The organism is Vagococcus sp. QWL-13 (genome assembly GCF_058683555.1).
Genome location: NZ_CM178746.1, coordinates 2,087,631 through 2,110,935, shown reverse-complemented (window position 1 = coordinate 2,110,935; position 23,305 = coordinate 2,087,631). Strand labels below are relative to the sequence as shown.

Genomic DNA, 23,305 nt, shown 5'->3' with positions numbered 1-23,305 from the left:
TGAGGTAATTTGACAAAAGAAAAATGGGACATGATTTTAAGCACAACAGAACCCTATAATCATATCGGCTTGATGAAAGTCAGAAAAGGTAATGTTGGTACAGAAACAATTGAGGCATCTATCATTGAAAATGGAGAACCTTATGATTTAACCGGATTAAAAATCTATTTTTGTGCTTATTTTGAAAGGTTTATTCCAGTGGAACAAGAAGCGGTGGTCGTTGATGCTAAAAATGGAAAAATATTTTATACGTTGAATCAATACGATATGCAGGGCACATTGCGATTTGCTTATTTTAAATTTATGAAGGCTAATCAATTAGTGGGCACCACTCAAAACTTTTCTTTTCGGGTGATTTCTGGAATCGATGATAGCTGTGGAGATTTTGGACCCTATATCCAACGAATGGAAGATGTGCTAAATGCCTTTGAAGATGTAAAAGAAATATCGATGGAAGAAATTCGACAAATTATTGAATCATTTAACCAGCAGGTAATCCAGCAACAGAAGGATTTTGACCAATGGTTTAATCAAGTGAGAGAAATCATCGAATCAATTGATCCTGGTGGGAAGCTGCTGACCGAATTAATCAGAATCCGCTCCGCTTATGTTCCTGAAAGTTTTGAAGTCCGCATTGACCACAACCTGATGCAGTATCCTCAACTCCATGTAATGGCTTGGACAGGCGGGCTAGGAACAGTGCCGTTAGGTTTATCTCCGCTTGGTGGGAGTAATGCCAATAAAGTTAATCATACCGTAGAGTTTTTAAATCGTAACTCAATGATTGTTAAACTACCTGAAAACTACAAGATGGAAGATTATAAGATAATAAAAATTAGTGGCACTGTTTTTAGATTAATTGAGGGAAATCGTACCATCCAAATAAATGTTGTAGGAGGTTTTTACTAAATGGAAGCATTGCATATATTTAACGAGGGGGAGTTGGGATCGCAAGACCCACTCAATAAAAATTTCCGGATTTTGCAAGAAGCAATACAAGAAGCAATCGGTAAATTAAAACTAATAAGTAAAAAAGTCGTTGAAATGGTGACGCATCTGGATGCTAATACTGCCATCGACTACAATCCAGATAATCTGGATGTCAGATTGATTGAGTTGATATTTTCTGGGTATGCAACTACTGCGCGAGATTACAACCATACGAGTCTTTTTATCACACCGCCGAAAATCAGCGAAATTGGCGAATGGTCCATGCGCAAAGCGTGGTTTGGTAATGTAGAAAAAACATTTTACGTGTCAAATACTCAAATCAGAGGGCATGAGTCCAATGCAGCTGGAGGACCGTCAGATGCCATCGTATTAAGACGGGTGGTGATCCATTACAATGGTTAAAATATTTGTAAAGCTAACAAAAGACGGATATATCGACAGCTGGGCAGACAAGGAGCTTCTTAATTTTTTTGAGATTCAAGCAGAAGAAACATTGATTGGCTTAATCGGTTGTGTCAAGATAGCTAACGGAATTGCAGTTTTGGATGAGGGAAAGTATAAAGAGTTAGAAGAGTTAGAAAAAGCACCGAGTGAGTTGGAAATTGTGAAACAAGAGTTAGAAAAAACACAAGAAGACTTAACAAATACCCAGTTGGCTTTAGCGGAAGTTTATGAAATGATTGGAGGCATCGTTTGATGGTTAAAGTCTATGTAAGTCTAATCAAAAAGGGGCTGAAGCGTATTGAGAACGTACCGGAACAGCTTAGAAAAGAAGTGCAAGCAATCTTGGTTTCAGAGGCTGAAGCTTAGGATTGCTTTTTGTTTGCTTAAAAAGGAGGTGGAAGTGATGGCTGTGATTTATGCAACTTTGATTGTCAAGGGTAAAAAGACGGTTGATCAAGTGCCTGCATTGATTCGTGACCAAGTAAAAGAAATCTTGGCTGATTTAGAAATTGAAATTTAGTTACGTTAGCAATCGGTGTGTTTATCGCATCGGTTGCTTTTTAAATTAAGAAAAGGTGGTACAAATGGAAATGATAGATTGGTTACAGAGTTTACTCCAGGACGATAATACCAAGCTTTACTTGGTGATTGTCACATATATCGTGCTTAACATGCTTGATTTTATTTTGGGGTATTTCCTTGCTATTTTTAACGGCAGTTACAATTCAAAAAAAATGAAGGTCGGTCTGGCAACAAAGGTCGGCATGATTTTGTTATCTGTCGCAATTGTCCCTGTGTTTTTAATGTTTGATGTGTTGGGATTAGGAACCTTATACATTGTGTTGGCAGCTTTTATCGCTAACGAAATGTGGAGTGTGATCGCTCATATCAGGGGTAATAGTGACGGAAAGGAACACAGAGGGTTAGATCTACTGGATAAAGCAATAGAAAAACTTTTAAATAAAAACGAAAAAGAGTAGCTTAGGATGCTCTTTTTATTTTTGAAAGGATTGACGAAAACATGAAAATAATTCGTTGGTTACAAAACTTGATAGATGATATGTTCGCATCTGAAAATTTTGACGATGGTTTAGATCACGAATACACGCAAAACAACACGGAACGGTATTTAAAATCGAAAAGGAGTGAGTAGATGAATAAAAACGTTATGGTCCAGTGGATGCTAGATCGTAAGGGTAAGATCACTTACTCGATGGTTAACCGTTTAGGACCCAATAGCTACGATTGCTCAAGTGCGGTATATAACGCTTTGATTGCAGGAGGCATCTTGCCAAAGGGGACGGGGATCGGCAACACCGAGACATTATATGCACTGGAAGGTAAAATCTTACGACCGATTACACGATCTGCGGTAAAACGGGGAGACTTGTTTATCAGTGGTGTCAAAGGCAACTCGCTAGGCTCTGGTGGCCACACGGGGATATTTTTGAGCAACTCACGGATTATACATTGTACTTACGGTTACGGCAGTAATAATATGGCAGACACACCGGCTTATCAGTGGATGGGAGACTATTCCGGATTACCGGTACATTATTATGAGATCGTGTCAGCAGGTGGCATCATCGTTGATAATAAGCCACAGCAGAATAAACTAGCAGAGGACGGTAGTTTTGGACCAGCAACAGCTAAACGTCTGCAGGAGTATCTGGGATGCCCTATCAGGGATGGTATTATCAGTCACCAGTGGAGATCCGTGCATAACCAGTATATCTATGCGGCTCAATTTGATTACACGCAAATAGGGTCCAACGTGGTGGCAGCGTTGCAACGGAAACTAGGCATAACTCCTGACGGTTTATTTGGTCCCAACACGATTAGGGCATTACAACGATATCTTGGTACTACTCAGGACGGCATCATTAGTCCACAGTCGGATATGGTAAGAGAGTTGCAAAGACGACTAAACAATAATACTTTTTAAAAGTAAAAGCCTATTTCTTAGTTTAGGGATAGGCTTTTGTTAGATTAGGAGGTAGTTTTTATGAAAAAAACAAAAATAATTTTATGGATTATTTAATGATTTATATCTTATGATATAATCAAATCAAAAAGGTGGGCACATAATGGGTATAAAGTTTTTAAAAAAGAATAAAAATCAGTTATTTTTATTTTTTTTATTCTTTCTTTTTCTTATTTATAATTTCTATGTTCCAAGATTTAACCATGATGATATTATTTTTTTAAAAAGAGTAAGTTCAATGGGATATATAACATCTTCTATTGATTATTATAGATTGTGGAGCTCGAGAATTATTATAGAACTGCTGTTGATGTTTTTCTCTAAGCACTTTGTGTTTTGGAAGATAATAAACACCACAATAATGTGGGGTACTGTCGTGATGCTATGTAAATATGTATTCAGGAATTTAGAAATAAAAAATGTGTTGTTAGTCTCTGCCGTTTATTGCTTTATCCCTTTACAACTAATGGGGGAAACAGGATGGGTAGCAACAACACTAAACTATCATTGGATTATTGCCTTTTTAATGGCATCTTTTTATCCTTTTTATCAAAGATTACAAGGGGAAAAAATCAACTTGCCAATTTATTTTGCTGTGCTACCTTTCTTGATAGTAGGCAGCAATCAAGAACAAGCGAATATATGTTTTTTAACACTTACAATTATTTTATCGGTTTATCTTTGGAAAAATAAACAATATGAGAAAAAATTATCTTTATTTACAATTATTAGCTTGTTATCCTTGATCTTTTCGGCCACAACCCCTGGAAACAAAATGAGATATGAGGCAGAGATACTAACTTGGTTTCCTGAGTACCAACACTTTAATTTAGTAAATAAAATAGATTTAGGGGTTTCGTCATTTGGAAAAATATTCTTTTTCAGCAATACTTTTATTTTTACATTATTTTTTGCTGCATTAGCCATGTTGGTATGGTTGCAATCTAAAAATTACTTTTCAAGATTAATCGTTTCTTTACCTTTAACTTTTAATATATTGATTTATTTAGGTGATGTAAGTAAAAGTGGATTTAGATTTGGGGATTCTATGATTTGGAAAACAGATTTTTTAGAAAAAATTTTTACACGCCATGGCACAAATCTATCACTGTACCATCCGAGCACATGGATTCCAACTTTATTAGTATTGGGCTTGTTATTTAGTCTGTGTATAAGTATTTACATTGGTTTTAGCAATAAAAAGCATTCTGTTTTTTTGATACTATTACTATTGATGGCCTTTTGTTCAAGAGTGATCTTAGGGTTTTCCCCGACAGTTTGGGCATCTGGTCTAAGAACATTTTATATCACTTATATGGTCACAGTTATTATTATTTTGATGGTGATCAGAGAATTAAAAAAATGTTTGGACACGGGGAAATTGGAGGCAATTAATTTGTGGCTAACAACGTTAGGTGTAGTGACATTTTTATTATCTTTTTTAAACCGGTGAATGAAGACATCAAAAAAACCACTCTCTCGAGTGGCTTTTTTGATGGGCAATGGAAATAAGTTAGCGAGGTGGGGTTATTTTTTAACTCATCAAAATAGTATACGTATAACTCAAGAGATATTTTTAAACATTGGCTCATAGCTTAGATAGTGATTGAAAGAATACAATATCTGTTTTTGGGATAGAGAATTATTTTGCCCAAATTTTGCGCAAGCTATATTTAAACAGATGAGGCATCCCAGAGTTTACATATACTTAAGAGGATTTAGATACGAACCGGCCGCCGGTATTTTTACGCGATACAGCGTAACACGACGTAAACAGAAAAGCTATCCAAAATGTTGATATATCAACGTTTCGGATGGCTTTTCTGTTTTTAGCGAAACACCACGTAATACCGGCTCTTCGTCAAATGATGTGGATGGCTAGAATTTTAGCCTAATTTAATAACAGATCTAGACAACTTCGCTTAAACAAGTGGGGTTGTCTTTTTGGTCTATCAGTTTAAAACTGACAAGAATGCGATGCTTAAAGTGCCAAAAACTACGATAACCATAAGCAGTCCGTTTAATGACCTTGATTTTATTGATCAGTCCTTCCAGAGGGCCGTTAGAAAAAGGATAGCTAAAGGTATTTTCAATTCTCTTTAGATGTTTTCTAAGGGTTTTGACTGCGGTTTTCATATAGAGTGATTTACTGTTTGTAGACTATGTTTGAATCCGCTAAAATCATTTTTTGATCGTAATAAAGTAAGAGAAGCTCTCATTTTAACTTGTCCTAAATCTTGACATAGGATCAGGTAGCCACTATCTAGTATATCGAAAGGAGTTTCTTAACGCTAAAGCTAGTTCCTCCACGTGCTATACGCGTGATTTTTGTTTCGTACGACTTCGTGTTCAACCGACTAAAGTCATTAGTAAAATAGGTGTGAATGAATTTCTTCGTCCACACCAAAACTATACAACCTTTCCTAATTAACCCGCTCACCCGCGTAATTCCGTATACAGCGCAGCAATGATGTCTTCAATAGATGTTTTACGAATTTCCAAATTATTGATATCGCCGATTTTAGACAATTCAAATAATATTTGATTAAGGGGGATGTCCCCATCCACAATGGAATAAACGTGTTTCTGACCATTACTTTTAAGGAGTTTCAGGGAGTCCATCACTGGAGGTGTTTTCGCTACTTCGATATGTATTTCAGAAATACTTCCACGGACATCTCGAAGCTGGTGGAAATCCCCATCAAAAATAATTTTCCCCTTGGATAATAAAATAATTCTTTGAGCCATCTCTTCCAAATCACTCATATCATGGCTGGTCACTAAAATAGTGGTCTTTTTTTCTGCATTCAACTCTTTCAAAAAAGCAATCATTTGCCGTTTTGCCAGAACATCTAGTCCAAGAGTAGGTTCATCTAAAAAAATAATTTCTGGGCTGTGAAGCAGAAGCATCCCCAAATCTGCTCTCATACGCTGTCCGAGACTAAGTTCTCTTGAAAAAGTATTCATCAGAGGACCTAAATCAAGCAGGTCAGTGACCATTTCCAAATTTAAACGATATATCTCATCTGGGATATCCCACACTGTTTTTTTCCATTCAAAGCTGGTGATGATTGGCTGATCCCACCAAAGTTCTGTCCGCTGTCCAAAGAGCACACCGATTTTTTTCATCAGCTCCACCCGATTTAAAGAAGGGGCGAGTCCTAAAACTTCTACCTTTCCACTATTAGGTTGCAGAATACCCGATAATAGTTTCATCGTTGTGGACTTGCCGGCACCGTTAGCACCGGCATATGCTACAAATTCGCCCTTATTCACAGTCGCAGAAATATCATCAAGTGCTGTGGTGATTATTTTTTGCGGTTTCATAAAATAAAGAAGTGTCTCTTTTAAATTGTTTTTTGGTTGGAGTTTCGTGTATGTTTTTGTAACTTTATCGATGACCAAAGCCGGAGTATCTTGGGCTGCTGTTTGTTTCATAATAATGTAGTCCTTTCTTAAAAAGTAACACAGCAATCACTATGAATATGCTGGCGACTGTTGGTAAAATTCCATAAGATAGTTTGATTGCTTGCTCTGAGTTAGCGTTCAGTAAAAGAATACTGGGATACCATGCAGTAAGTCCGATAGGTAAAATAGTAATCAAAAAATTTTTTATGATTTTTGGAAAGCCGTTCAAAGGATAAACTTTGATAGCTGTGAAAGATAAAACTTCGCCAGCTGTTTCTTCTGAAGCCACTGGAAAATAAAAAGCTCTGGCGGAAAAAATGTAGACTAAGGATAAAATAATCAGCATGGACAATAAGACAAAGCCAATTAATAAAAGCAACCAGAAGATAGAAACTTTTAGCTTTAATTGATATGTCGCGTAGACAGTCACGATGATTCCTGTAAGAAGTATGTGACTGCTGGAAACAGGAGCAAAGCCATTAGTTAAAAGCTGAATCGGTAAAGATACCGGTTGGATCATACAGTGGTCTAGTTGCCCTCGTCCGATGATTCTGCTGATTTCCCCCATATTGTTTCCCCGGAAAAATAGCCAATAAACTCCATCAACTAAAAGACTGTAACCCAGCATAAAAATAATCTGGTTTTTGTTGATTCCTGCCCCTTCGCCAAATTGAGTAGCAATCAGAAAGACTCCTGCCACAGCAGAAAGAGCGGAAATAGTTTCTGAAAAAATATAAATAAAAAACGATGAAGGTTCTCTCAAAAACCAAAGCAAGTCCATTTTTGCATGGAGTTTGAGCAGCCTAATTGCTGTTTTAAAATTAGCCGCCAAAAGAAATCATCTCCTCTTCACTTTTTTTATAGACGAAGTGGGCAATCACCCAAAAAAGAATATTCCAAATCAATTGTAAAAACAAAGCATTCTCTGGCTCAGTCATCCCCATATAGATATTTATAGGGACACTAGCAAGAGAAGCAAAGGGGAGAAGTTTTAGAAAATTCCCCACAGACAGCGGCATCAAGTTTAATGGAATCACCGCACCCGTCAAAAGATTCAGCAAAGACTCCCTAATTTGCAGTGCAGCCCAACACTTATCTTTTAAATGCATGGCAAGAGCCGCAAAAATAAAATCCATTGCAAAGCCAAGGCTGGCTGACAACAAAAGACTAATCAAACCCATCACTCCAGTATAGAAAGAATCTGGCAACGGGTTTATTCCAATAATCGAAGCCAATATGATTAAGGGAAGTGAAAGAGTAAAAAAAGTAGGTATCCAAATTTTCCCAATTGTTTCCGCTATAAAACTGGAGAAAACATGCATGGGTCGTGTGTATCTCCCAATAATAGAGCCTTCCCACAATGAGGACGTCGCTGGACTGATAATGTCCATTTGCGGTCTGAAAACTGTGGATAGAAGAGAGTATGTCAGCAACTGTGCGGTGGTCAAAGACATCTCAGAGTTTTGTCCGATAAATAACCATATCTGACACATAAAATAAAACCAAACGTAATTAAGTAATTGCTTTTTTATAACCGGTACGATTCCGCCGCTGAATTCTTGTTTGCAAGAAATTTTAATCGTAACTATAAAAGATTTAAACATTAGTGAAATCATCCTTTCATCGAATTTTGAACGCAAAAAAACCGATGCGTCTAGATACACACATCGGGAGTAATTCTATGAAAAGAATTATTTTAGCCGATTAAGACACGTGTACCATCAAAAAAAGACGCACTCAAATAAGGTACAGCTGAAATACCGCATTTGGCTAGTGTACCGATAATCAAGTATTTGGCTATTCTTGGATAGCTGGACACGTGTTTCACCTCGTTGTTATAAGATAAAATAATCATAGCATATTACCAACTTGAAGACAATTAATGGCTCAACTATTTATAGATAAGCAAGCTGGATATTCCAAAGATTGTCACCTTTTCGAAGATCATCCATCTAAAAATCAGCAGACAACCAAAAAGTTGTTTGCTGATTCCTTTAGAGGTGGAAGGTTACCGTTTGTAAGTATAAGTGTGTGTTAAGAAAAACAGCCGTGAAACAGAAAGACCTTTAAATATGGATTTCTCAAAAAAACAAACATTTGTTTTAAGGATTTTGCGATTATTGAATTATGTAAGCAGCAAGTATTTCTCCGTAATAGGCAGTGTGGTAGTCACGGTTTGATCCGTGAAAATCACTTTCTACCTCTTGAGGATAATACTTGGTCTGATTATCTTCTGTAATAGCTTGAGGATCTTGTCTTTGTTTATAAATCACTCGACATTCTAGTGTTAAAGGAAGCTCGCGAATGGCAGGGACGGAAATTTTTTCTGGTTCTACTAGAGTCAACTTGGCATCACTGATTTTGTCAGTATTGCGTCCGGATTTTCTACCGCACACACTTAAAATTCTTTTATCAAAATTACCTGTGGGTATGTTGATGGTGAATTCACCATTTTCTTCCAGCAGTTCACGGGTAAAACGATGCTCACGGACAAAAACTGTGAAAATCGGTTTTGACCATTCAATTCCCAAAGTTCCCCATGAAACAGTCATGGCATTTACTTTATCTTTTGACTTGGTGGTAAGAAGAACACCATTTGAAACAGCGCTTAGAATTTCTCCTGCATGATCCCAAATTTGAATTTTTTGTTTCATTTTAGCCACACTCCTTTTATTATCACTTATTTTACCATATACACGAAGAGAAAGTTTTGCAAAAATATCACTCTTATCTGAGCTCACCGAAAGCAAAAGAATAGAAAGCCGTCAAAAAATCAGCATATATCATCTGATATACGCTGATTGTTGATTTTTTGTCTTGTCAGATTAATTTTGAACTATCTGAAATCCTAATTTTTATAGGTGCAAGCACAAGGCTATTTTAAAATTTACTAAAACAGATAACTAATCTTCATTTTGGAAAAGTAACTGTCTGCTTCAAACAACTGCAGAATAAAAATGAAACCAATTATATGAGTGACCTTAAATGGTGATGGAAAACAACGTCCCTTTAAAATAAAATTCGAATCATTGGTATCGGTAGTTTCTCTTCTAAAAAGCAAGTAAAAATAGAAAATAAGAAAGCTTAGTCAATTTCTTGTTTTATTAAATCAACAAAAACCCTGATTATAACATCACCTTTTGATTGTCCCGAGAAAGTGGCAAGCTGCCCATTAGAAGAAATATTCATCTCATAAGGAAGCGGAAACCCTGAAATGTTTTCTACTTTAAGATCCGCTATGAGGTAATCTGGGATACTATTTATAGTATAGTTGTAAAATGCTCCATCAGGATCAATTTTAGAGTAGCCTTCATCAATAATGATGTTATTATTATGATGATCTCTGTAAACAAAATGTGTAATCTGAACTATCTGCCCTTGTTCCGGAGTATAAAAAAATTCCACATCAATTTCTTCTTTTGTATACACTCCGTTAGCGTTCTCTGGTATTTTTTCATCATCAAAAATGTAACCTGCAATAGATGGAGCCTCGATGTTGTAATCAGCACCTACCTGTCCAGAAATTTGTTCCCTGTGGATTTCAATATTATTTTGATCATAGCAAATAATATTGACCTTACCTATGACTTCACTATAAATATAAGTGACAGTTTGGTCTTCAGGTTTAAACTCGCCTGAAACAGCATCTCCTTGGGTTTCAACAAACTCGTACCCAGAGAATTCTTTTTGTTCAGTCTGGTAAGTGTCATTCACATTCCCTGTCAGCACGACAGACTCTAAAAGCTTTTCGCCCCCGGCGTCTACATAGTGGACAGTGACAGTGCCTTGTTGCCTTTTATAGATGTAAGTGACAGTTTGATCTTCAGGTTTAAATTCCCCCGAAACAGCGTCTCCTTCAGTTTCAAGAAACTCGTACCCAGTGAATTCTTTTTGTTCTGTCTGGTAAGACTCGCCGACTTCACCTTCAAGGATGAAAGATTCAATGATTTTTTCCTCAGAAGTATCAAAATAATTTACTTCTACCTTACCTATATGTTTAACAGGGGGTGTAGGAATACTAGGTTCCTCGCTATTCTCATCCAAGATATAGCCGATTTTTTCATAACCGTCGATTTCAGGAACATTATAGGTAAATTTTTCACCTTTAATCACTGTTAATGTCTTATCTTCTAGAAGATATTCAGTGTCTGCAAAAAATCTGTCATTCAAATCTGGAATGGATAGACCTGTTCCAAAAAGGAATAAAAAGAATAAAATTTTTGATTTTTTTAACTGCTTTCTTTTTAGCAATATCCACATACTAACAGACAATAATATTAAGCCGATTAACAGAAGTAAATTATTTTTCATTCCTGTTTTAGGCAGTAATTTTTGTAAAGAAGTCTTAGCCGTTTCATTTAGTGGAGATAGAGATTCATTCTTACTATAAACAATTGTTAAATAAGTGTCTTCTTGTGTGATGTTATTGACTTTTACCGTTTCAGACTTATCCAAGGTGACACGGTCTTGTTCCTGTTCGGATAAATTCGTGTAATCAATGTGCGAGACGGTCAGTCTAGCATCAGTTTCACTCTCAATATTAACTGCCAAGCTAATATTGGGTATAAACACATAAAATAACAATATTAATAAAGTAGCGACACAAGTTTTTCTGTTTTTTTTCATAAATTCCCTCCATTATTAAAAAGAATGTTTTTCTTTTTAAATTTTTGATTTTTTTATTTTTTTCAAACCAGCGGACATTATATCATGAAATAATTTTGAAATCATCATTTATTTTCTGAAAACGTCTCCCGGGAGAGAAGCATTTTTTTGTTAGGCAATCATTTTCAAAGTATCATATAAGCACACATAAAGATTTTAATATAACAATAGATGTGTAGATTAAATTATTAATATTTTGGTGTTAATCAAAGGGAAATCAATTCTGTCATCTTTTTTAAAATTGTTTCTATGTGAATTATCAATGACAAAACACAATGGTAAAAGGTTTTAAATATAAATTCTTGACACAAAAAAGAAAACAAGTTATATTATAAGTGGTTGTAACCAGATGGTTATTACGACCTATTAGAGTGAGAGGGGGATTTTTATGATTGGATGTGTCATCACTGGGCACGGAGAATTTTCTTTAGGTCTGCTGGATGCTCTTGAGATGATTGCGGGAAATCAAGCGGAAATGAAAGCGGTGCCGTTTCTTGAGCAAAGCTCATTGGAAGACTATGAAAACCAGCTGATTACTTCCGTTGAAAGCATGCAGAAAGAATGCTCTGGCATTATAATCATGACAGATTTATTAGGCGGAACACCTTTTAACATCTCAATGCTTGTAAAAGGAAAGTTTGAAACAGTGGAGGTGCTTTCAGGAACCAATCTTCCTGTGTTGCTGGAGTTTGCGGGCACTCGTTTGGGAAACAGCAATTTGGAAGAAGTGATCGAAAAATTGATCGAAACAGGGCAAGCAGGCATCTCAAAAGGTGAAATTCGCGAGAAAGACGAACTTGTTGAGGAAGATGGTATCTAAGTATGTGGGAAAATATATTATACTCATCAATTGTTTTAATTATTATCATCATCATTACTATTGGAATTGTTTATTTATTTAATCTTAGAAATATGAAGAATCAGAAAAAATATTATAAGACACTTCATGAGAATTTGCGGGTTGGTAAAAAAGTTATCATCTTAAATGCAATATACGGTGAAATAGCAGCAGTTAATAAAGAGACTGTGGATATTAAAATAAAATCCGGTCAAATCATGGAAGTTTCCAGATATGCCATTTCAAAAATATTAAATTAACGGAGGAAAAATCATGGCCAATATTTTGTTAACACGAATTGACAACCGATTGATACATGGACAGGTTGCCACACAGTGGACAAGTTCTATCGGTGCCAATCTTATCTTAGTTGCAAACGACAAGGTTTCCGAGGATAAAATACGTCAAGGACTTATGGATATGGCAGCACCGACAGGGGTAGCCACTCGTTATTTTTCAATTCAAAAAACTATCGATATTATCCATAAGGCGGCTGATCGGCAAAAGATATTTATCATTGTTGAAAGTCCGCAGGATGCTTTGAGATTAGTGGAAGGGGGTGTGGAAATAAAAAAAGTCAACATTGGCAATATGCACATGTCTGAGGGGAAGAGACAGGTAGCAACAACGGTAGCGGTCGATGATGCGGATGTGGCAGCATTCAAAAAATTAGAAGCTTCAGGAGTAGCCTTGGAGATTCAGCGTGTGCCATCAATCGCGCCGGAAAGCGTGTCTAAATTGTTTACTAAATAGGAGGAGAAACAATGGATTATTCAATTTTACAAGTACTGCTGATTTTTATTGTTACTTTCATTGTTGCAATTGACCAGTTTAGTTTCTTGGAATCACTTTACCAGCCAATTGTTACAGGATTAGTTATCGGACTAATTTTGGGAGACGTTCAAACGGGACTAGTCGTTGGGGGTACATACCAACTGATGACTATCGGAAATATGCCAGTCGGGGGAGCACAGCCGCCGAATGCTGTTATTGGAGGAATTATGGCAACAGTTTTAGCGATCACGCTCAAACTTGAACCTACCGCAGCAGTTGCAACGGCGATTCCTTTCTCTATACTTGGACAGTACGCCGTTACTCTGATTTTTTCACTTATGTCACCTATGATGACAGTAGCAGACAACTATGCTCATGAAGCAAACACAAAAGGTATTGAACGAATCAACTATTTAGCAATGGGATTATTAGGATTAATTTTTGGAATTATTGTTACATTGTTCTTTATCGGTGGTGCTGCTTTCGGTGCCCAAGTCGTTGCTGTGATTCCAGAGTGGCTGATGGGTGGTCTAGGCGCCGCTGGAGGTATGATGCGTTATGTAGGGTTTGCTATTCTGATGAAAGTGATGCTTTCAAGAGATCTTTGGGGCTTTTTATTGGCCGGTTTCGGATTGGCCACAATCATCATGGCTTCACCTTCACTAAGTGGACCTGCATTGATTATTTTAGCCTTTATCGGTTTTGCAATCGCTTATTGGGATTTCCAAATCCAAACGAAATTTAAAACGTCTGCTGTAAGCAGTGGTGAAGGAGGAGAAGAAGATGGCATATAATATACCTGAAACTTATAAAGATTTGACACCAGCTGAACAGCTTGACGATAAGACACTGAATAAGATGGTTTGGCGTTCGCTCTTTTTACAAGCATCATTCAACTATGAAAGAATGCAGTCTGCTGGATGGTTATACGGAATCCTGCCAGGATTGAAAAAAATTCATAAAGATAAAGACGACTTAGCAGCATCTATGAGTCATAACTTGGAGTTTTTCAACACTCACCCGTTCTTGGTAACTTTTGTAATGGGTATCATTCTTTCAATGGAGCAGAATAAAGCAGATATCCCGACGATTCGTGCGGTACGGGTAGCTGCAATGGGACCTTTAGGCGGTATCGGGGATGCTCTTTTCTGGTTTACTCTAGTGCCTATAACTGCCGGGATTACTTCTAATATGGCGATCAACGGCAATATTGCCGCACCGTTTATTTTCCTTTTGATTTTTAACATCGCGCAATTTGCGGTTCGTATTTTCTTAATGAAATGGTCCTACAAACTGGGAACAAATGCTATTGGTATTTTGACAGAAAATGCTAAGGAATTTACTCGGGCAGCTAGTATCTTAGGTATTTTTATCGTAGGTTCACTTATCTCTGTGTATGGCGCAACAAAACTGGATGTGCAAATTCCTAATGGAACAACAAATGAAGTCAGACAAGTGACAACAATCGTTGCTTCCGAACAAGACGTATCAAAATACGATGAGTTCCTTTATAAAGCAGATGATGACGGGGCGCTTACAGAGGAATTCCAAGATGGTGCCAGCGTAACAGTGTTGGATAGTGGTGACTATGAAGTAACCTTCAATCAATATCAGGAAAAAGAAGTATTTGTTGATATACAGGAAATTCTTGACGGTATTTTACCACAGGCTATTCCGTTGATGGTTACAGTTATGCTTTATTTCTTATTGACGAAACGCGGATGGACTCCTTTGAAATGTATTGGTCTGATTTTAATAATTGGTCTGGTAGGTTCAGGATTCGGGATCTGGCCGTCAATTTGGCCATAGTCGTTTGACAATGGAATTTAATCAAAACAATATAATCCAGAAGATGTGTTCTTCTGGATTTTTAGTATGGAAAATTTTCATTGTTTCCAAATAAAAGGATAAAAATAAATGTCTAAATACTTTAAAATATTTGACTTTCCATAAAAAATAAGCAATAATATAAGTGGTTGTAACCAGTTGGTATTAGTTGGAAGGAGGATAAAGATGAAAAACGCGAAGCAGCCCTTATATGGGAAGCTGGTAGATACTATAAGGGAAACGATTGAAAAAGAACTTAAACCTCACGACTTACTCCCGTCCGAAAGAGAGTTAGCTGAGATATATGGTGTTAGTCGTACAACAGTCCGGCTGGCTCTACAAGAATTGGAGCATTTAGGCTATATTTATAAAAAACATGGGAAAGGGACGTTTGTTTCCAGTGTGTCCGACAGTATTTTAAACTTGACGGGGACTTACAGTTTTACAGAGCAGATGAGATCACTGGGAAAAAATCCTCAGACGAAAATTTTAGAATTTGACATAAGAGAAGCCAATAAATATTTCAGCACTAATTTGGATATTTACACTGGGGAAAAAATCATCAAGATAAAACGGTTGAGGCTGGCAGATGGGCAACCTATGATGCTGGAACGTTCATATCTGCCGTATAAAAAATTTTCGGACTTAACACCAGAAAGGCTGGAACAAAAGCCGATGTATGATATTTTCAGCGATGATTATAAAGAAAAAATCAAATATGCTGAAGAAGAATTTTATGCAAGTCTGGTAAATGCAAAAGATGCCAAGTTGTTAGACATTCCAGAAGGTGCAGCAAGTCTGAATCTAATTAGAAAAACTTACAATATCTCTAATGAGGTGATCGAGTACACCCTGAGTGTGGCTCGGGCGGATCAGTTTAGATATAAAATATTACACAATAGACTATAGAAAGAAGGAGACAACACTATGTTGAAATGGACCGAAGAACAGCTTGATGAAGTAGGCGGAAAAATTACAGCGAATGAAATCAAACAACAACCTGAATTATGGGAAGAAACTTATGAAATTTATGAAAATCACCAGGAAGAACTAACGGTGTTTTTAAAAGAATTCGAAGAGAAAGCATCCAAAAAAATCAGAATAATTTTTACCGGTGCAGGAACGTCTGCTTATGTGGGAGATGTAGTAAGACCCCATTTGATTCGGTTTGGTGATACTAAAAAATATCAATTTGAAGCAATCCCTACAACGGATATTGTCTCAGCTCCCCACAACTATTTAAAAGAAGATGAGCCGACTATACTGGTTTCATTTGCAAGAAGCGGCAATAGTCCTGAAAGTGTAGCTGCAATTGAATTGGCTAATAAAATAGTCAAGGATTTAAGACACTTGATTATTACCTGTGCTCCTGAAGGACAGCTGGCCAAAGATAGCCGTCAGTCTTCCAATTCATTCCTATTATTGATGCCGGAGTTATCAAACGATAAGGGCTTTGCCATGACTGGAAGTTTTTCATGTATGACACTTACTACTTTGTTGACGTTTGACAAGGAGCATACTGAGAAAAAAATACTGGTTGATGCCATGGTTGCCATGGGACATCAGGCTGTTGATTTAGAGGATAAAATACAGCAGCTAGTCGATCTGAAATTTGACAGAGTTGTTTATCTAGGTTCCGGAAGCTTATCTGCATTAACAAGAGAAGCACAATTAAAATTGTTGGAATTGACAGCCGGAAAAGTTACCACAGCGTTTGATTCTTCAATGGGTTTTCGTCATGGACCTAAATCATTTGTCAATGAAAAAACGATCGTGTTCACTTTTGTCAGCAATGATTCTTACACACAGCAATATGATAAAGATATTTTAAATGAAATAAAAGAAAATGATATTGCTGTCAACACGGTTGCTATTGGTCAAAACGACACTTCTTTTGAAGGGGAGAGTTTGACATTGGTCTCTGACGAACTTTTACCGGATGGCTTTGCTGCGTTGCCGTTTGTAATGATTGCTCAAATTTTTGCGCTTCTGACAGCCGTAAAAGTGGGCAATAAACCAGATACACCTTCGCCAACAGGAACAGTAAACAGAGTCGTTAAGGGTGTTACTATCCACGAGTTATAGAATCGTTGTCCCAGCATTAAAAGGAGGATTTTTTGTGAAAACATTGACAGAACAAAAGAAAAAATTTATGAATCAACTATCTACTGAAGAAGGCGTGATTGCTGCTCTGGCGATTGATCAGCGTGGAGCTTTAAGGAAGATGTTAAAAAAGGAAGAGTACAGCGGCAACATAGATGAAGCAGTTGTGAAATTTAAGGAATTAGTGTCAGAAGAGTTGACACCTTATGCTTCCTCAATTTTGCTTGATCCAGAATACGGCTTGCCGGCAGCCAAAGTCAAAGATGAAAAAGCAGGACTTTTACTAGCTTATGAACAGACAGGCTATGATGCCACCGAGCCGGGACGTTTTCCTGACTTGATTACTGATATGTCTGTGCGGAGAATCAAGGAACAAGGCGCAGATGCAGTTAAGTTTTTACTGTATTATGATGTAGATGAATCAGAGGCTGTCAATGACCGGAAACACGCTTTTGTGGAACGAATCGGCTCTGAATGTGTGGCTGAAGATATTCCTTTTTATTTGGAATTGCTTTCCTACGATGCTCAAATTGAAGATAATTCCAGTGTGGAGTTCGCCAAAGTAAAACCTCATAAAGTGAACGAAATGATGGCAGAATTTTCGAAAGAAAAATACCATGTAGATGTTTTAAAGATGGAAGTACCAGTCAATATGAATTATGTGGAAGGTTTTGCAAAGAATGATGATGAAGTTGTTTATTCTCGCGAAGAAGCCCTAGGATTTTTCAAAGAACAAAGCGAAAAATCAGATCTTCCATTCATCTTTTTAAGTGCCGGTGTAAGTGCTGAGTTATTCCAAGAAACATTGGTGTTTGCGGCCGAAGCAGGCTCTACATTTAATGGTGTTTTATGCGGCAGAGCGACGTGGAAAGATGGCGTGACAGTATTTGCCAGAGAAGGAGAAGAAGCCGCTAGAAAATGGCTCCAGACTCAAGGGAAAATAAACATTGAGGAATTAAATGAAGTGCTGTACCGTACTGCCCAATCTTGGCACGGGAAATTAAGTTAGGAGCTGTAAGGATGATTTTAACAGTTACAATGAATCCATCTGTGGATATTTCATACAAGATAGATCAACTTAACATCGACACAGTGAACAGGTGCGACAACTACAGCAAAACGGCTGGCGGCAAAGGGTTGAATGTTACCCGGGTGATCCACCAAATGGGTCATCAAGTGACAGCCACAGGATTGTTGGGTGGAGCTTTGGGTGGATATATTGAGGAAAACCTGAGCAGCGAAGGGATTGCTGGGAATTTTTATCCAATCAGCGGAGAGACACGCAACTGCATCGCTATTTTGCATGATGATGGAAAGCAGACTGAAGTTTTGGAGAAAGGTCCAGTCATTTTAGCTGAAGAAGCAGAGGGCTTTTTAAGTCAGTTTGGTCAATTGCTGAGCGATGCAAATGTGGTCACTATTTCAGGCAGCTTGCCCGAAGGCGTTTCTCCTGAAGTCTACATAGATATCATCAGGAAAACTCATGGGGAAGGGAAGAAAGTCATTTTAGATACTTCTGGCAGTACTTTGGCGACTGTTTTGGCTTCAGGGAGCATGCCTTATGCAATCAAACCTAATCTGGAAGAAATTCAGGGAATCGTTCATGAGACAATCGATGAAGAAAATGTGGATGATATCAAACGGATTCTATCTAATGAATTGTTCGCCAACATTCCGTTGATTGTGATTTCTTTAGGCGGGCAAGGGGCGTTTGTCAAATTTCATGAGACCTACTATGATGTGTCTATTCCTAAAATCAATGTTGTCAATCCAGTGGGCAGCGGTGATGCTTCAGTAGGAGGATTGGCGATTGGACTTTCAAAGGAACTTTCTTTGGAAGATACTTTGAAAACATCAATGGCTCTTGGAATGTTGAATGCAATGGAAGAAAAAACCGGGCACGTGGACCCGTCGAATTTTCAAGATATTTTTGATTTGATTAAAGTTACAAAAGTTTAAAACTATTGGCTAGTTTTTAAATTTATGTGATGAGCCAATGGTATAAGAGTTTTTACTGGGAGTTAATAGACAGCATAAAATTTAGAAAAATTTCATTACCAAATTTTCAGGCTCTTCGTCAAATGATGTGGATGGCTAGAATTTTAGCCCAATTTAATAACAGATTTAGACAACTTCGCTTAAACAAGTGGGGTTGTCTTTTTGCTCCATCAGTTTAAAACTGACAAGAATGCGATGCTTAAAGTGCCAAAAGCTGCGATAGCCATAAGCAGTGCGTTTAATGACTTTAATTTTATTGATAATCCCTTCAAGCGGGCCATTGGAAAAAGAATACTTGAAGGTATTTTCAATCCTATTCAAATGTTTTTTGAGAGTTTTTACGGAGGTTTGCATATAAAGTGAAACCTCAGGCTTCATAGCATCTAAATTTTCTTTAAAACTCTCAAAATCATTGTTTTGAGCATCATAAAGCAAGTGTTGATAGAGCTGATAAGTCGCTTTTAAAGTTGGATCAAGAGAAAGAAGATAATCTATAATTTCTGTTTCAGGCATCGGCTTTTTGAATAAACGCTGATAAGAATAGTTTTGATAGTTAAGGTGACTGGCTGATTTTAACATCAAGCGCCAGTATCGTTTTAGCTTGCGATAGTCTTTCATTTTTTCACCCTTACCCACAAAGAATTTTTTCATAATATCTACCCGTGTTTGGTTAAGAGAACGTGAGATAAGCTGAACGATATGAAAACGGTCAATGATTATTTTAGCATTCGGGAATAGTTCCTGAATCACCGTAAAATAAGCAGCATTCATGTCTATGACAATTGTTTTAACACTGGCACGTGCTTGAAGAGAGTAGCGAGAAAAATAGGTACGTAATGTTTTCTGTCGCCTATTGGGAAGAATATCGATAATCTTACGTGTGACAGCATCACAAAAAATGAAACTCATTTTGTCCGTGACGTGTTTGACTGATTTAAATTCATCAAAACAAAGATTCTCAGGTAAAAATTGAGAATCAGGTAAATGTTCCTTGCCCCGATGGACTAAAATACGTGTGGCGGTTGTAGGAGAAACCCCGTGGCGACGGGCAAGGTCCTTCATAGAAATATTATCCTGAAGTTCAATGGCAATGGACTGTTTAACTTTATTGGCAATAAAACACCCTGTCTCAATTTCAGGAGAAGAGGCTACAAAAGTCGCTTGACACTCACGACAAAGGAACCTCTGTTTTTTCAATTGAATGAAGGTTGGTTGGTGTGACATACTCAACCATTTTAACCGAGAGGTTAAGAACCCATTTTTGACAATAGAAAAAGCTTCGTTAAGGGCACCACAATTAGGACAGTGAGTGGGACGATAGCTAAGTGTGGCGAAATAAAGCAAGCTCGTCAGCCCTTTTATTGTCACCTCCTGACAAACTTCTTTTTCAAAAGTGATATTTTTATCTTCTAAATTCAATGATCTTCGTATAAAATGGTGATGAGACATATGAGTCTTCCTTTCTGAATGGGTAGTAGTCGACTTCATTCTAACTGGAAAGTTCATATGTTTCTATTTTTATAATAACAAAATAGGTGTGAATGAATTTCTTCATCCACACCAAAAATTATACAGCCAAATTTTCAATTTTCAAAGCCGGAGAGGATGTTGTGCTCCGGCTTTGTTTATTGTTGGCAGGTTAAAAGATTTTTGATTAGGTCAAGAGAAGTGTATATCTTCTTTACGTGATAATATTGGTGGACAGCCTATGTTTTCAAAGAATAGGTCTTTAATTTCGTATTTTTTAGCTGAACATAAATAAATTTGTTATAATCATTAGATAAGAATTTTTATTTTTCGTTTTAATGAACTTAAAATGAAAAATGTGAAGTGGATATTGTTTAAAAGGAGTGCAAGTCAATGTTTTCTCAAGAAAGTTTTGCTGTGTTTGAAATTACCGGTCTAGAAGAGCGGATGTCGGCAATCAGAGCGGAGATTCAGCCAAAGTTTCAGGAGTTGGATGACTATTTTGTTCAAGAACTGGAGCTGATATTAGGTGAAAAATTGCTGGTTCATATTGCCCAACATCGCCGTCGAACCGCCCATGCTCCCGAAAGCACTTGGAGTGCCATGGGAGGAAATAAAAGAGGGTATAAAAGATTTCCACATTTTCAGTTGACGATTAACGATCAATACATCGGCATGTGGCTAAGTTTTATAGATAATCCGGAGTTTGAAAAAGAAATGGCCCAGCTGTTTTTAGAAAATCAATCGTCTTTGAAAAAGTTGCCTGAAGATTTTGTGGTTTCTTTGGATCATACGAAAGAAACCGTGGAAAGTTTAGCAAAAATAGATTTGGAAAAAGCTTTGATTCGCTGGCGTGATGTGAAAAAAGGAGAGTTTATGGTCGGACGAATCATCAAAAAAGGTGACAAAATCCTGGCAGACCATGAAGCTGCTAGAAAATTTATGCTTGAAACTTACAAGCAGCTTGTACCGTTTTATGAGTTAGCTTTTTCGGCAAGGGGATAGGTTATACAGTTTTAAAATTTTGCTAATCACTGACAAAAAACTTCTCTGAGAATTTCTCAGAGAAGTTTTTTAGCTTCTGCAATTGAAGGAGTATCACGGAGTTCAAAGTGATTTGCAGTTGATTTTTGAGAGAAAAATAAGAAAGCACATCTATTTTTAGTTGCTCAACTATTGATTTTCTTTGCTGAGAACTGGCTCCAAAAAATCCCAATAACTAATCCTGTCAGTGAAGGCACTATCCATCCCATACTGATTTCTGAAAGTGGCAGGATATCATTAATTGTTTGAGTAAATTTAAACAGTAGTTTTGCAATGAAGTGGTTACTGTTATTGATCCATGAGAATGCTTTTAACCCGTCAAAGATGGCGGCGATACCAGTAAATCCCATCGTTACTTGCATGACTATCTGACTGTTTTTGAAAAGTGGAGTAATAAAAGCTAAAACAATCAAGACAATGGCTAAGGGATAAAGGAACATCAGTACTGGAATTGAAAACTCAATAATTGATGAGAGGCCCACATTTGCAATCAATCCGCCAGTCAAGCTAAACAGATGGACAAAGTTCAAGTAGCTGACTTTAGGGAAGAGCTGGTGAAAAGTTTCGCTACATGCGGTAATCAAACCGATAGCTGTTTTTAGACATGCGAGAGTGACGATGATTGCCAGCAGGACAGTGCCAAATGAACCAAAATAAAAATTAGCGATTTGAGTCAGAGCTTGTCCGCCGTTTTCTGCGATATTAAGTTGACCTAAGCTCATTGCACCGATCAAAGCCAAGCTGCCATAGATGATGCTCATTAAAATAATCGTGACAACACCTGACTTCAATGTATCTATTGCAATCTTTTTAGGCGAGGTCACCCCGAGATTTTTAATGGCTTGGACGACGATAATTCCAAAAGCCAGTGAAGCCAAAATATCCATCGTATTATAGCCTTCTAAAAATCCAGTCATAAACGCTTGATTGACATAGTTTTGTTGCGGGGTGCCGATATTGACAGTCCCCATGGGTGAAACGAAAGCACTGATAATCAAAACGGATAAAAAAACTAAAAATAAGGGATTTAAAATTTTTCCGATCCAGAGCATGATTTTTGAAGGTCTTAAAGCAAATAACCAAGCGAGAATAAAAAATGCAGCGGTGAAAATCAATAATCCCAAAGACCACCATTTTTCAGAGATAAAAGGAGTCAAACCAATTTCAAAAGAAACGGTTGCTGTTCTTGGCAATGCAAAAAAGGGACCAATCGTAAGATAGAGAGCGACCGTGAAAAAGGCGGCAAATTTCGGCGATACTTTTGAAGCTAAATCAAAAAGTCCCGTACTTTTTGAAAAGCCGATCGCCATCACGCCTAAAAATGGCAACCCTACACCGGTAATGATAAATCCAATCATGGCGGGGATGGTATTTTTTCCAGCCAGTTGTCCCATTGAGACTGGGAAAATCAAATTTCCTGCACCAAAAAAGAGACCAAAAAGCATAGAACCTACGGCCAGATAAGATGCCAAGGAAAGTTTTCGTTTCATATAGTCTTCCTCCATGTATAAAGTTTTCGTTTAACAGACAGTCATTATTAAAAGCAGCTGTGAAATTAATTTTTTTGAATAAAGTGACATTAATCCAGATGAATAGTTTGTTTAGCAGCAGATTTTACATGAGCAGAAATTTTTTAGCTTAAAAAAAATCAAACAAGCCCATAAAATCTAATACGTTAATCACTCAACCTCTCTAAGAATACTGCTTATAAACTATTTTTTCAACATTTTCAGGAAAAATATTGAAACAAAAGTCTTGCAATATGACACCTTGTCATATAAAATGACATTGTGTCATAAATG

26 protein-coding genes and 1 pseudogene are annotated in these 23,305 nt (G+C 37.1%); 18 read left to right on the top strand and 9 right to left on the bottom strand.

Translation table 11 applies throughout. The features are described 5' to 3' along the window. The first annotated feature begins 9 nt into the window (after window positions 1–9). From AC4PHI_RS09790 to AC4PHI_RS09755, 8 genes are all read left to right on the top strand, one after another. Window positions 10–909, top strand: coding sequence for a BppU family phage baseplate upper protein (locus AC4PHI_RS09790; protein WP_492199725.1), 900 nt, complete (start codon window positions 10–12; stop codon window positions 907–909). Further along, window positions 910–1,353 carry a hypothetical protein gene (locus AC4PHI_RS09785; RefSeq protein ID WP_492199724.1) on the top strand — a complete coding sequence of 148 codons (444 nt, stop codon included), beginning with the start codon at window positions 910–912 and terminating at the stop codon, window positions 1,351–1,353. It abuts the gene before it with no gap. Beyond that, window positions 1,346–1,648 (top strand): hypothetical protein, encoded by a 303-nt coding sequence (locus AC4PHI_RS09780; RefSeq protein ID WP_492199723.1) that lies wholly within the window; start codon window positions 1,346–1,348, stop codon window positions 1,646–1,648. The genes AC4PHI_RS09785 and AC4PHI_RS09780 overlap by 8 nt, the downstream gene beginning before the upstream one ends. Then, window positions 1,648–1,761: a CD1375 family protein gene (locus tag AC4PHI_RS09775; protein ID WP_492199722.1), complete on the top strand. Its 114-nt coding sequence runs from the start codon at window positions 1,648–1,650 to the stop codon at window positions 1,759–1,761. Before AC4PHI_RS09780 ends, AC4PHI_RS09775 begins: the two co-directional genes overlap by 1 nt. 37 nt (window positions 1,762–1,798) lie before the next feature. After that, window positions 1,799–1,915: a CD1375 family protein gene (locus AC4PHI_RS09770; RefSeq protein ID WP_492199721.1), complete on the top strand. Its 117-nt coding sequence runs from the start codon at window positions 1,799–1,801 to the stop codon at window positions 1,913–1,915. A 64-nt stretch (window positions 1,916–1,979) separates the two neighbouring features. Next, window positions 1,980–2,375, top strand: coding sequence for a phage holin family protein (locus tag AC4PHI_RS09765; RefSeq protein WP_492199720.1), 396 nt, complete (start codon window positions 1,980–1,982; stop codon window positions 2,373–2,375). Window positions 2,376–2,548: 173 nt separating this feature from the next. Continuing rightward, window positions 2,549–3,340, top strand: a complete 792-nt coding sequence (locus AC4PHI_RS09760) for a C40 family peptidase (protein ID WP_492199719.1) — start codon at window positions 2,549–2,551, stop codon at window positions 3,338–3,340. A gap of 142 nt (window positions 3,341–3,482) precedes the next feature. Further along, window positions 3,483–4,832: a DUF6056 family protein gene (locus AC4PHI_RS09755; protein WP_492199718.1), complete on the top strand. Its 1,350-nt coding sequence runs from the start codon at window positions 3,483–3,485 to the stop codon at window positions 4,830–4,832. A 455-nt stretch (window positions 4,833–5,287) separates the two neighbouring features. Here the strand turns inward: AC4PHI_RS09755 and AC4PHI_RS09750 are convergent. The 7 genes and pseudogenes from AC4PHI_RS09750 to AC4PHI_RS09720 all read right to left on the bottom strand — a co-directional run. Then, a pseudogene (locus AC4PHI_RS09750) lies at window positions 5,288–5,518 on the bottom strand (transposase); the annotation flags it as partial. A 297-nt stretch (window positions 5,519–5,815) separates the two neighbouring features. Further along, window positions 5,816–6,817 (bottom strand): ABC transporter ATP-binding protein, encoded by a 1,002-nt coding sequence (locus AC4PHI_RS09745; protein ID WP_492199717.1) that lies wholly within the window; start codon window positions 6,815–6,817, stop codon window positions 5,816–5,818. Continuing rightward, complete coding sequence (locus AC4PHI_RS09740) at window positions 6,771–7,619, bottom strand: ABC-2 family transporter protein (protein ID WP_492199716.1); 849 nt, start codon at window positions 7,617–7,619, stop codon at window positions 6,771–6,773. The genes AC4PHI_RS09745 and AC4PHI_RS09740 overlap by 47 nt, the downstream gene beginning before the upstream one ends. Then, entirely contained in the window at window positions 7,609–8,391 is a 783-nt protein-coding gene (locus AC4PHI_RS09735; protein WP_492199715.1) for an ABC-2 family transporter protein, read from the bottom strand. The genes AC4PHI_RS09740 and AC4PHI_RS09735 overlap by 11 nt, the downstream gene beginning before the upstream one ends. Window positions 8,392–8,483: 92 nt before the next feature. Beyond that, a complete protein-coding gene (locus tag AC4PHI_RS09730) occupies window positions 8,484–8,606 on the bottom strand; it encodes a hypothetical protein (protein ID WP_492199714.1) in 123 nt (40 codons plus the stop codon). Between the two features lie 298 nt (window positions 8,607–8,904). Next, complete coding sequence (locus AC4PHI_RS09725) at window positions 8,905–9,441, bottom strand: flavin reductase family protein (protein WP_492199713.1); 537 nt, start codon at window positions 9,439–9,441, stop codon at window positions 8,905–8,907. Between the two features lie 430 nt (window positions 9,442–9,871). Then, entirely contained in the window at window positions 9,872–11,413 is a 1,542-nt protein-coding gene (locus AC4PHI_RS09720) for a MucBP domain-containing protein (RefSeq protein ID WP_492199712.1), read from the bottom strand. Window positions 11,414–11,840: 427 nt separating this feature from the next. Here AC4PHI_RS09720 and AC4PHI_RS09715 point away from each other — a divergent pair, with 427 nt between their 5' ends. From AC4PHI_RS09715 to AC4PHI_RS09675, 9 genes are all read left to right on the top strand, one after another. After that, on the top strand, window positions 11,841–12,272 hold the full coding sequence (locus AC4PHI_RS09715) for a PTS sugar transporter subunit IIA (RefSeq protein WP_492199711.1): 432 nt from the start codon (window positions 11,841–11,843) through the stop codon (window positions 12,270–12,272). Between the two features lie 2 nt (window positions 12,273–12,274). Next, window positions 12,275–12,550 (top strand): preprotein translocase subunit YajC, encoded by a 276-nt coding sequence (gene yajC / locus AC4PHI_RS09710; protein WP_492199710.1) that lies wholly within the window; start codon window positions 12,275–12,277, stop codon window positions 12,548–12,550. A 13-nt stretch (window positions 12,551–12,563) separates the two neighbouring features. Further along, complete coding sequence (gene agaB / locus AC4PHI_RS09705; protein WP_492199709.1) at window positions 12,564–13,043, top strand: PTS galactosamine transporter subunit IIB; 480 nt, start codon at window positions 12,564–12,566, stop codon at window positions 13,041–13,043. Window positions 13,044–13,054: 11 nt separating this feature from the next. Next, window positions 13,055–13,858, top strand: a complete 804-nt coding sequence (locus AC4PHI_RS09700; RefSeq protein WP_492199708.1) for a PTS mannose/fructose/sorbose/N-acetylgalactosamine transporter subunit IIC — start codon at window positions 13,055–13,057, stop codon at window positions 13,856–13,858. Then, entirely contained in the window at window positions 13,848–14,873 is a 1,026-nt protein-coding gene (locus AC4PHI_RS09695) for a PTS system mannose/fructose/sorbose family transporter subunit IID (RefSeq protein WP_492199707.1), read from the top strand. Before AC4PHI_RS09700 ends, AC4PHI_RS09695 begins: the two co-directional genes overlap by 11 nt. A gap of 204 nt (window positions 14,874–15,077) precedes the next feature. After that, the gene (locus AC4PHI_RS09690; protein WP_492199706.1) at window positions 15,078–15,800 is read left to right on the top strand and encodes a GntR family transcriptional regulator; all 723 of its coding nucleotides are present in this window, start codon (window positions 15,078–15,080) and stop codon (window positions 15,798–15,800) included. A gap of 18 nt (window positions 15,801–15,818) precedes the next feature. Beyond that, window positions 15,819–16,976, top strand: a complete 1,158-nt coding sequence (locus AC4PHI_RS09685; protein ID WP_492199705.1) for an SIS domain-containing protein — start codon at window positions 15,819–15,821, stop codon at window positions 16,974–16,976. 34 nt (window positions 16,977–17,010) lie between these two features. Beyond that, on the top strand, window positions 17,011–18,003 hold the full coding sequence (lacD, locus tag AC4PHI_RS09680; protein ID WP_492199704.1) for a tagatose-bisphosphate aldolase: 993 nt from the start codon (window positions 17,011–17,013) through the stop codon (window positions 18,001–18,003). Window positions 18,004–18,014: 11 nt separating this feature from the next. Next, complete coding sequence (locus AC4PHI_RS09675; protein WP_492199703.1) at window positions 18,015–18,953, top strand: hexose kinase; 939 nt, start codon at window positions 18,015–18,017, stop codon at window positions 18,951–18,953. 165 nt (window positions 18,954–19,118) lie between these two features. Here AC4PHI_RS09675 and AC4PHI_RS09670 read toward each other — a convergent pair whose 3' ends face one another. Beyond that, window positions 19,119–20,441 carry an ISL3 family transposase gene (locus tag AC4PHI_RS09670; protein WP_492199702.1) on the bottom strand — a complete coding sequence of 441 codons (1,323 nt, stop codon included), beginning with the start codon at window positions 20,439–20,441 and terminating at the stop codon, window positions 19,119–19,121. Window positions 20,442–20,852: 411 nt separating this feature from the next. On the opposite strand from AC4PHI_RS09670, the gene AC4PHI_RS09665 reads away from it, so the two are divergent. Further along, window positions 20,853–21,464: a DUF1054 family protein gene (locus AC4PHI_RS09665; RefSeq protein WP_492199701.1), complete on the top strand. Its 612-nt coding sequence runs from the start codon at window positions 20,853–20,855 to the stop codon at window positions 21,462–21,464. 164 nt (window positions 21,465–21,628) lie between these two features. Here the strand turns inward: AC4PHI_RS09665 and brnQ are convergent, their stop codons facing one another. Then, window positions 21,629–22,993 (bottom strand): branched-chain amino acid transport system II carrier protein, encoded by a 1,365-nt coding sequence (gene brnQ, locus AC4PHI_RS09660; RefSeq protein ID WP_492199700.1) that lies wholly within the window; start codon window positions 22,991–22,993, stop codon window positions 21,629–21,631. Window positions 22,994–23,305: the final 312 nt, after the last annotated feature.

What these genes read in the sequence shown, in the direction of transcription:
- AC4PHI_RS09785 (WP_492199724.1), top strand. Translation starts at nt 910, where the DNA reads ATGGAAGCATTGCATATATTTAACGAGGGGGAGTTGGGATCGCAAGAC.
- AC4PHI_RS09780 (WP_492199723.1), top strand. Translation starts at nt 1,346, where the DNA reads ATGGTTAAAATATTTGTAAAGCTAACAAAAGACGGATATATCGACAGC.
- AC4PHI_RS09775 (WP_492199722.1), top strand. Translation starts at nt 1,648, where the DNA reads ATGGTTAAAGTCTATGTAAGTCTAATCAAAAAGGGGCTGAAGCGTATT.
- AC4PHI_RS09770 (WP_492199721.1), top strand. Translation starts at nt 1,799, where the DNA reads ATGGCTGTGATTTATGCAACTTTGATTGTCAAGGGTAAAAAGACGGTT.
- AC4PHI_RS09765 (WP_492199720.1), top strand. Translation starts at nt 1,980, where the DNA reads ATGGAAATGATAGATTGGTTACAGAGTTTACTCCAGGACGATAATACC.
- AC4PHI_RS09760 (WP_492199719.1), top strand. Translation starts at nt 2,549, where the DNA reads ATGAATAAAAACGTTATGGTCCAGTGGATGCTAGATCGTAAGGGTAAG.
- AC4PHI_RS09755 (WP_492199718.1), top strand. Translation starts at nt 3,483, where the DNA reads ATGGGTATAAAGTTTTTAAAAAAGAATAAAAATCAGTTATTTTTATTT.
- AC4PHI_RS09745 (WP_492199717.1), bottom strand. Translation starts at nt 6,817, where the DNA reads ATGAAACAAACAGCAGCCCAAGATACTCCGGCTTTGGTCATCGATAAA.
- AC4PHI_RS09735 (WP_492199715.1), bottom strand. Translation starts at nt 8,391, where the DNA reads ATGTTTAAATCTTTTATAGTTACGATTAAAATTTCTTGCAAACAAGAA.
- AC4PHI_RS09725 (WP_492199713.1), bottom strand. Translation starts at nt 9,441, where the DNA reads ATGAAACAAAAAATTCAAATTTGGGATCATGCAGGAGAAATTCTAAGC.
- AC4PHI_RS09720 (WP_492199712.1), bottom strand. Translation starts at nt 11,413, where the DNA reads ATGAAAAAAAACAGAAAAACTTGTGTCGCTACTTTATTAATATTGTTA.
- AC4PHI_RS09715 (WP_492199711.1), top strand. Translation starts at nt 11,841, where the DNA reads ATGATTGGATGTGTCATCACTGGGCACGGAGAATTTTCTTTAGGTCTG.
- yajC (WP_492199710.1), top strand. Translation starts at nt 12,275, where the DNA reads ATGTGGGAAAATATATTATACTCATCAATTGTTTTAATTATTATCATC.
- agaB (WP_492199709.1), top strand. Translation starts at nt 12,564, where the DNA reads ATGGCCAATATTTTGTTAACACGAATTGACAACCGATTGATACATGGA.
- AC4PHI_RS09700 (WP_492199708.1), top strand. Translation starts at nt 13,055, where the DNA reads ATGGATTATTCAATTTTACAAGTACTGCTGATTTTTATTGTTACTTTC.
- AC4PHI_RS09695 (WP_492199707.1), top strand. Translation starts at nt 13,848, where the DNA reads ATGGCATATAATATACCTGAAACTTATAAAGATTTGACACCAGCTGAA.
- AC4PHI_RS09690 (WP_492199706.1), top strand. Translation starts at nt 15,078, where the DNA reads ATGAAAAACGCGAAGCAGCCCTTATATGGGAAGCTGGTAGATACTATA.
- AC4PHI_RS09685 (WP_492199705.1), top strand. Translation starts at nt 15,819, where the DNA reads ATGTTGAAATGGACCGAAGAACAGCTTGATGAAGTAGGCGGAAAAATT.
- AC4PHI_RS09675 (WP_492199703.1), top strand. Translation starts at nt 18,015, where the DNA reads ATGATTTTAACAGTTACAATGAATCCATCTGTGGATATTTCATACAAG.
- AC4PHI_RS09670 (WP_492199702.1), bottom strand. Translation starts at nt 20,441, where the DNA reads ATGTCTCATCACCATTTTATACGAAGATCATTGAATTTAGAAGATAAA.
- AC4PHI_RS09665 (WP_492199701.1), top strand. Translation starts at nt 20,853, where the DNA reads ATGTTTTCTCAAGAAAGTTTTGCTGTGTTTGAAATTACCGGTCTAGAA.
- brnQ (WP_492199700.1), bottom strand. Translation starts at nt 22,993, where the DNA reads ATGAAACGAAAACTTTCCTTGGCATCTTATCTGGCCGTAGGTTCTATG.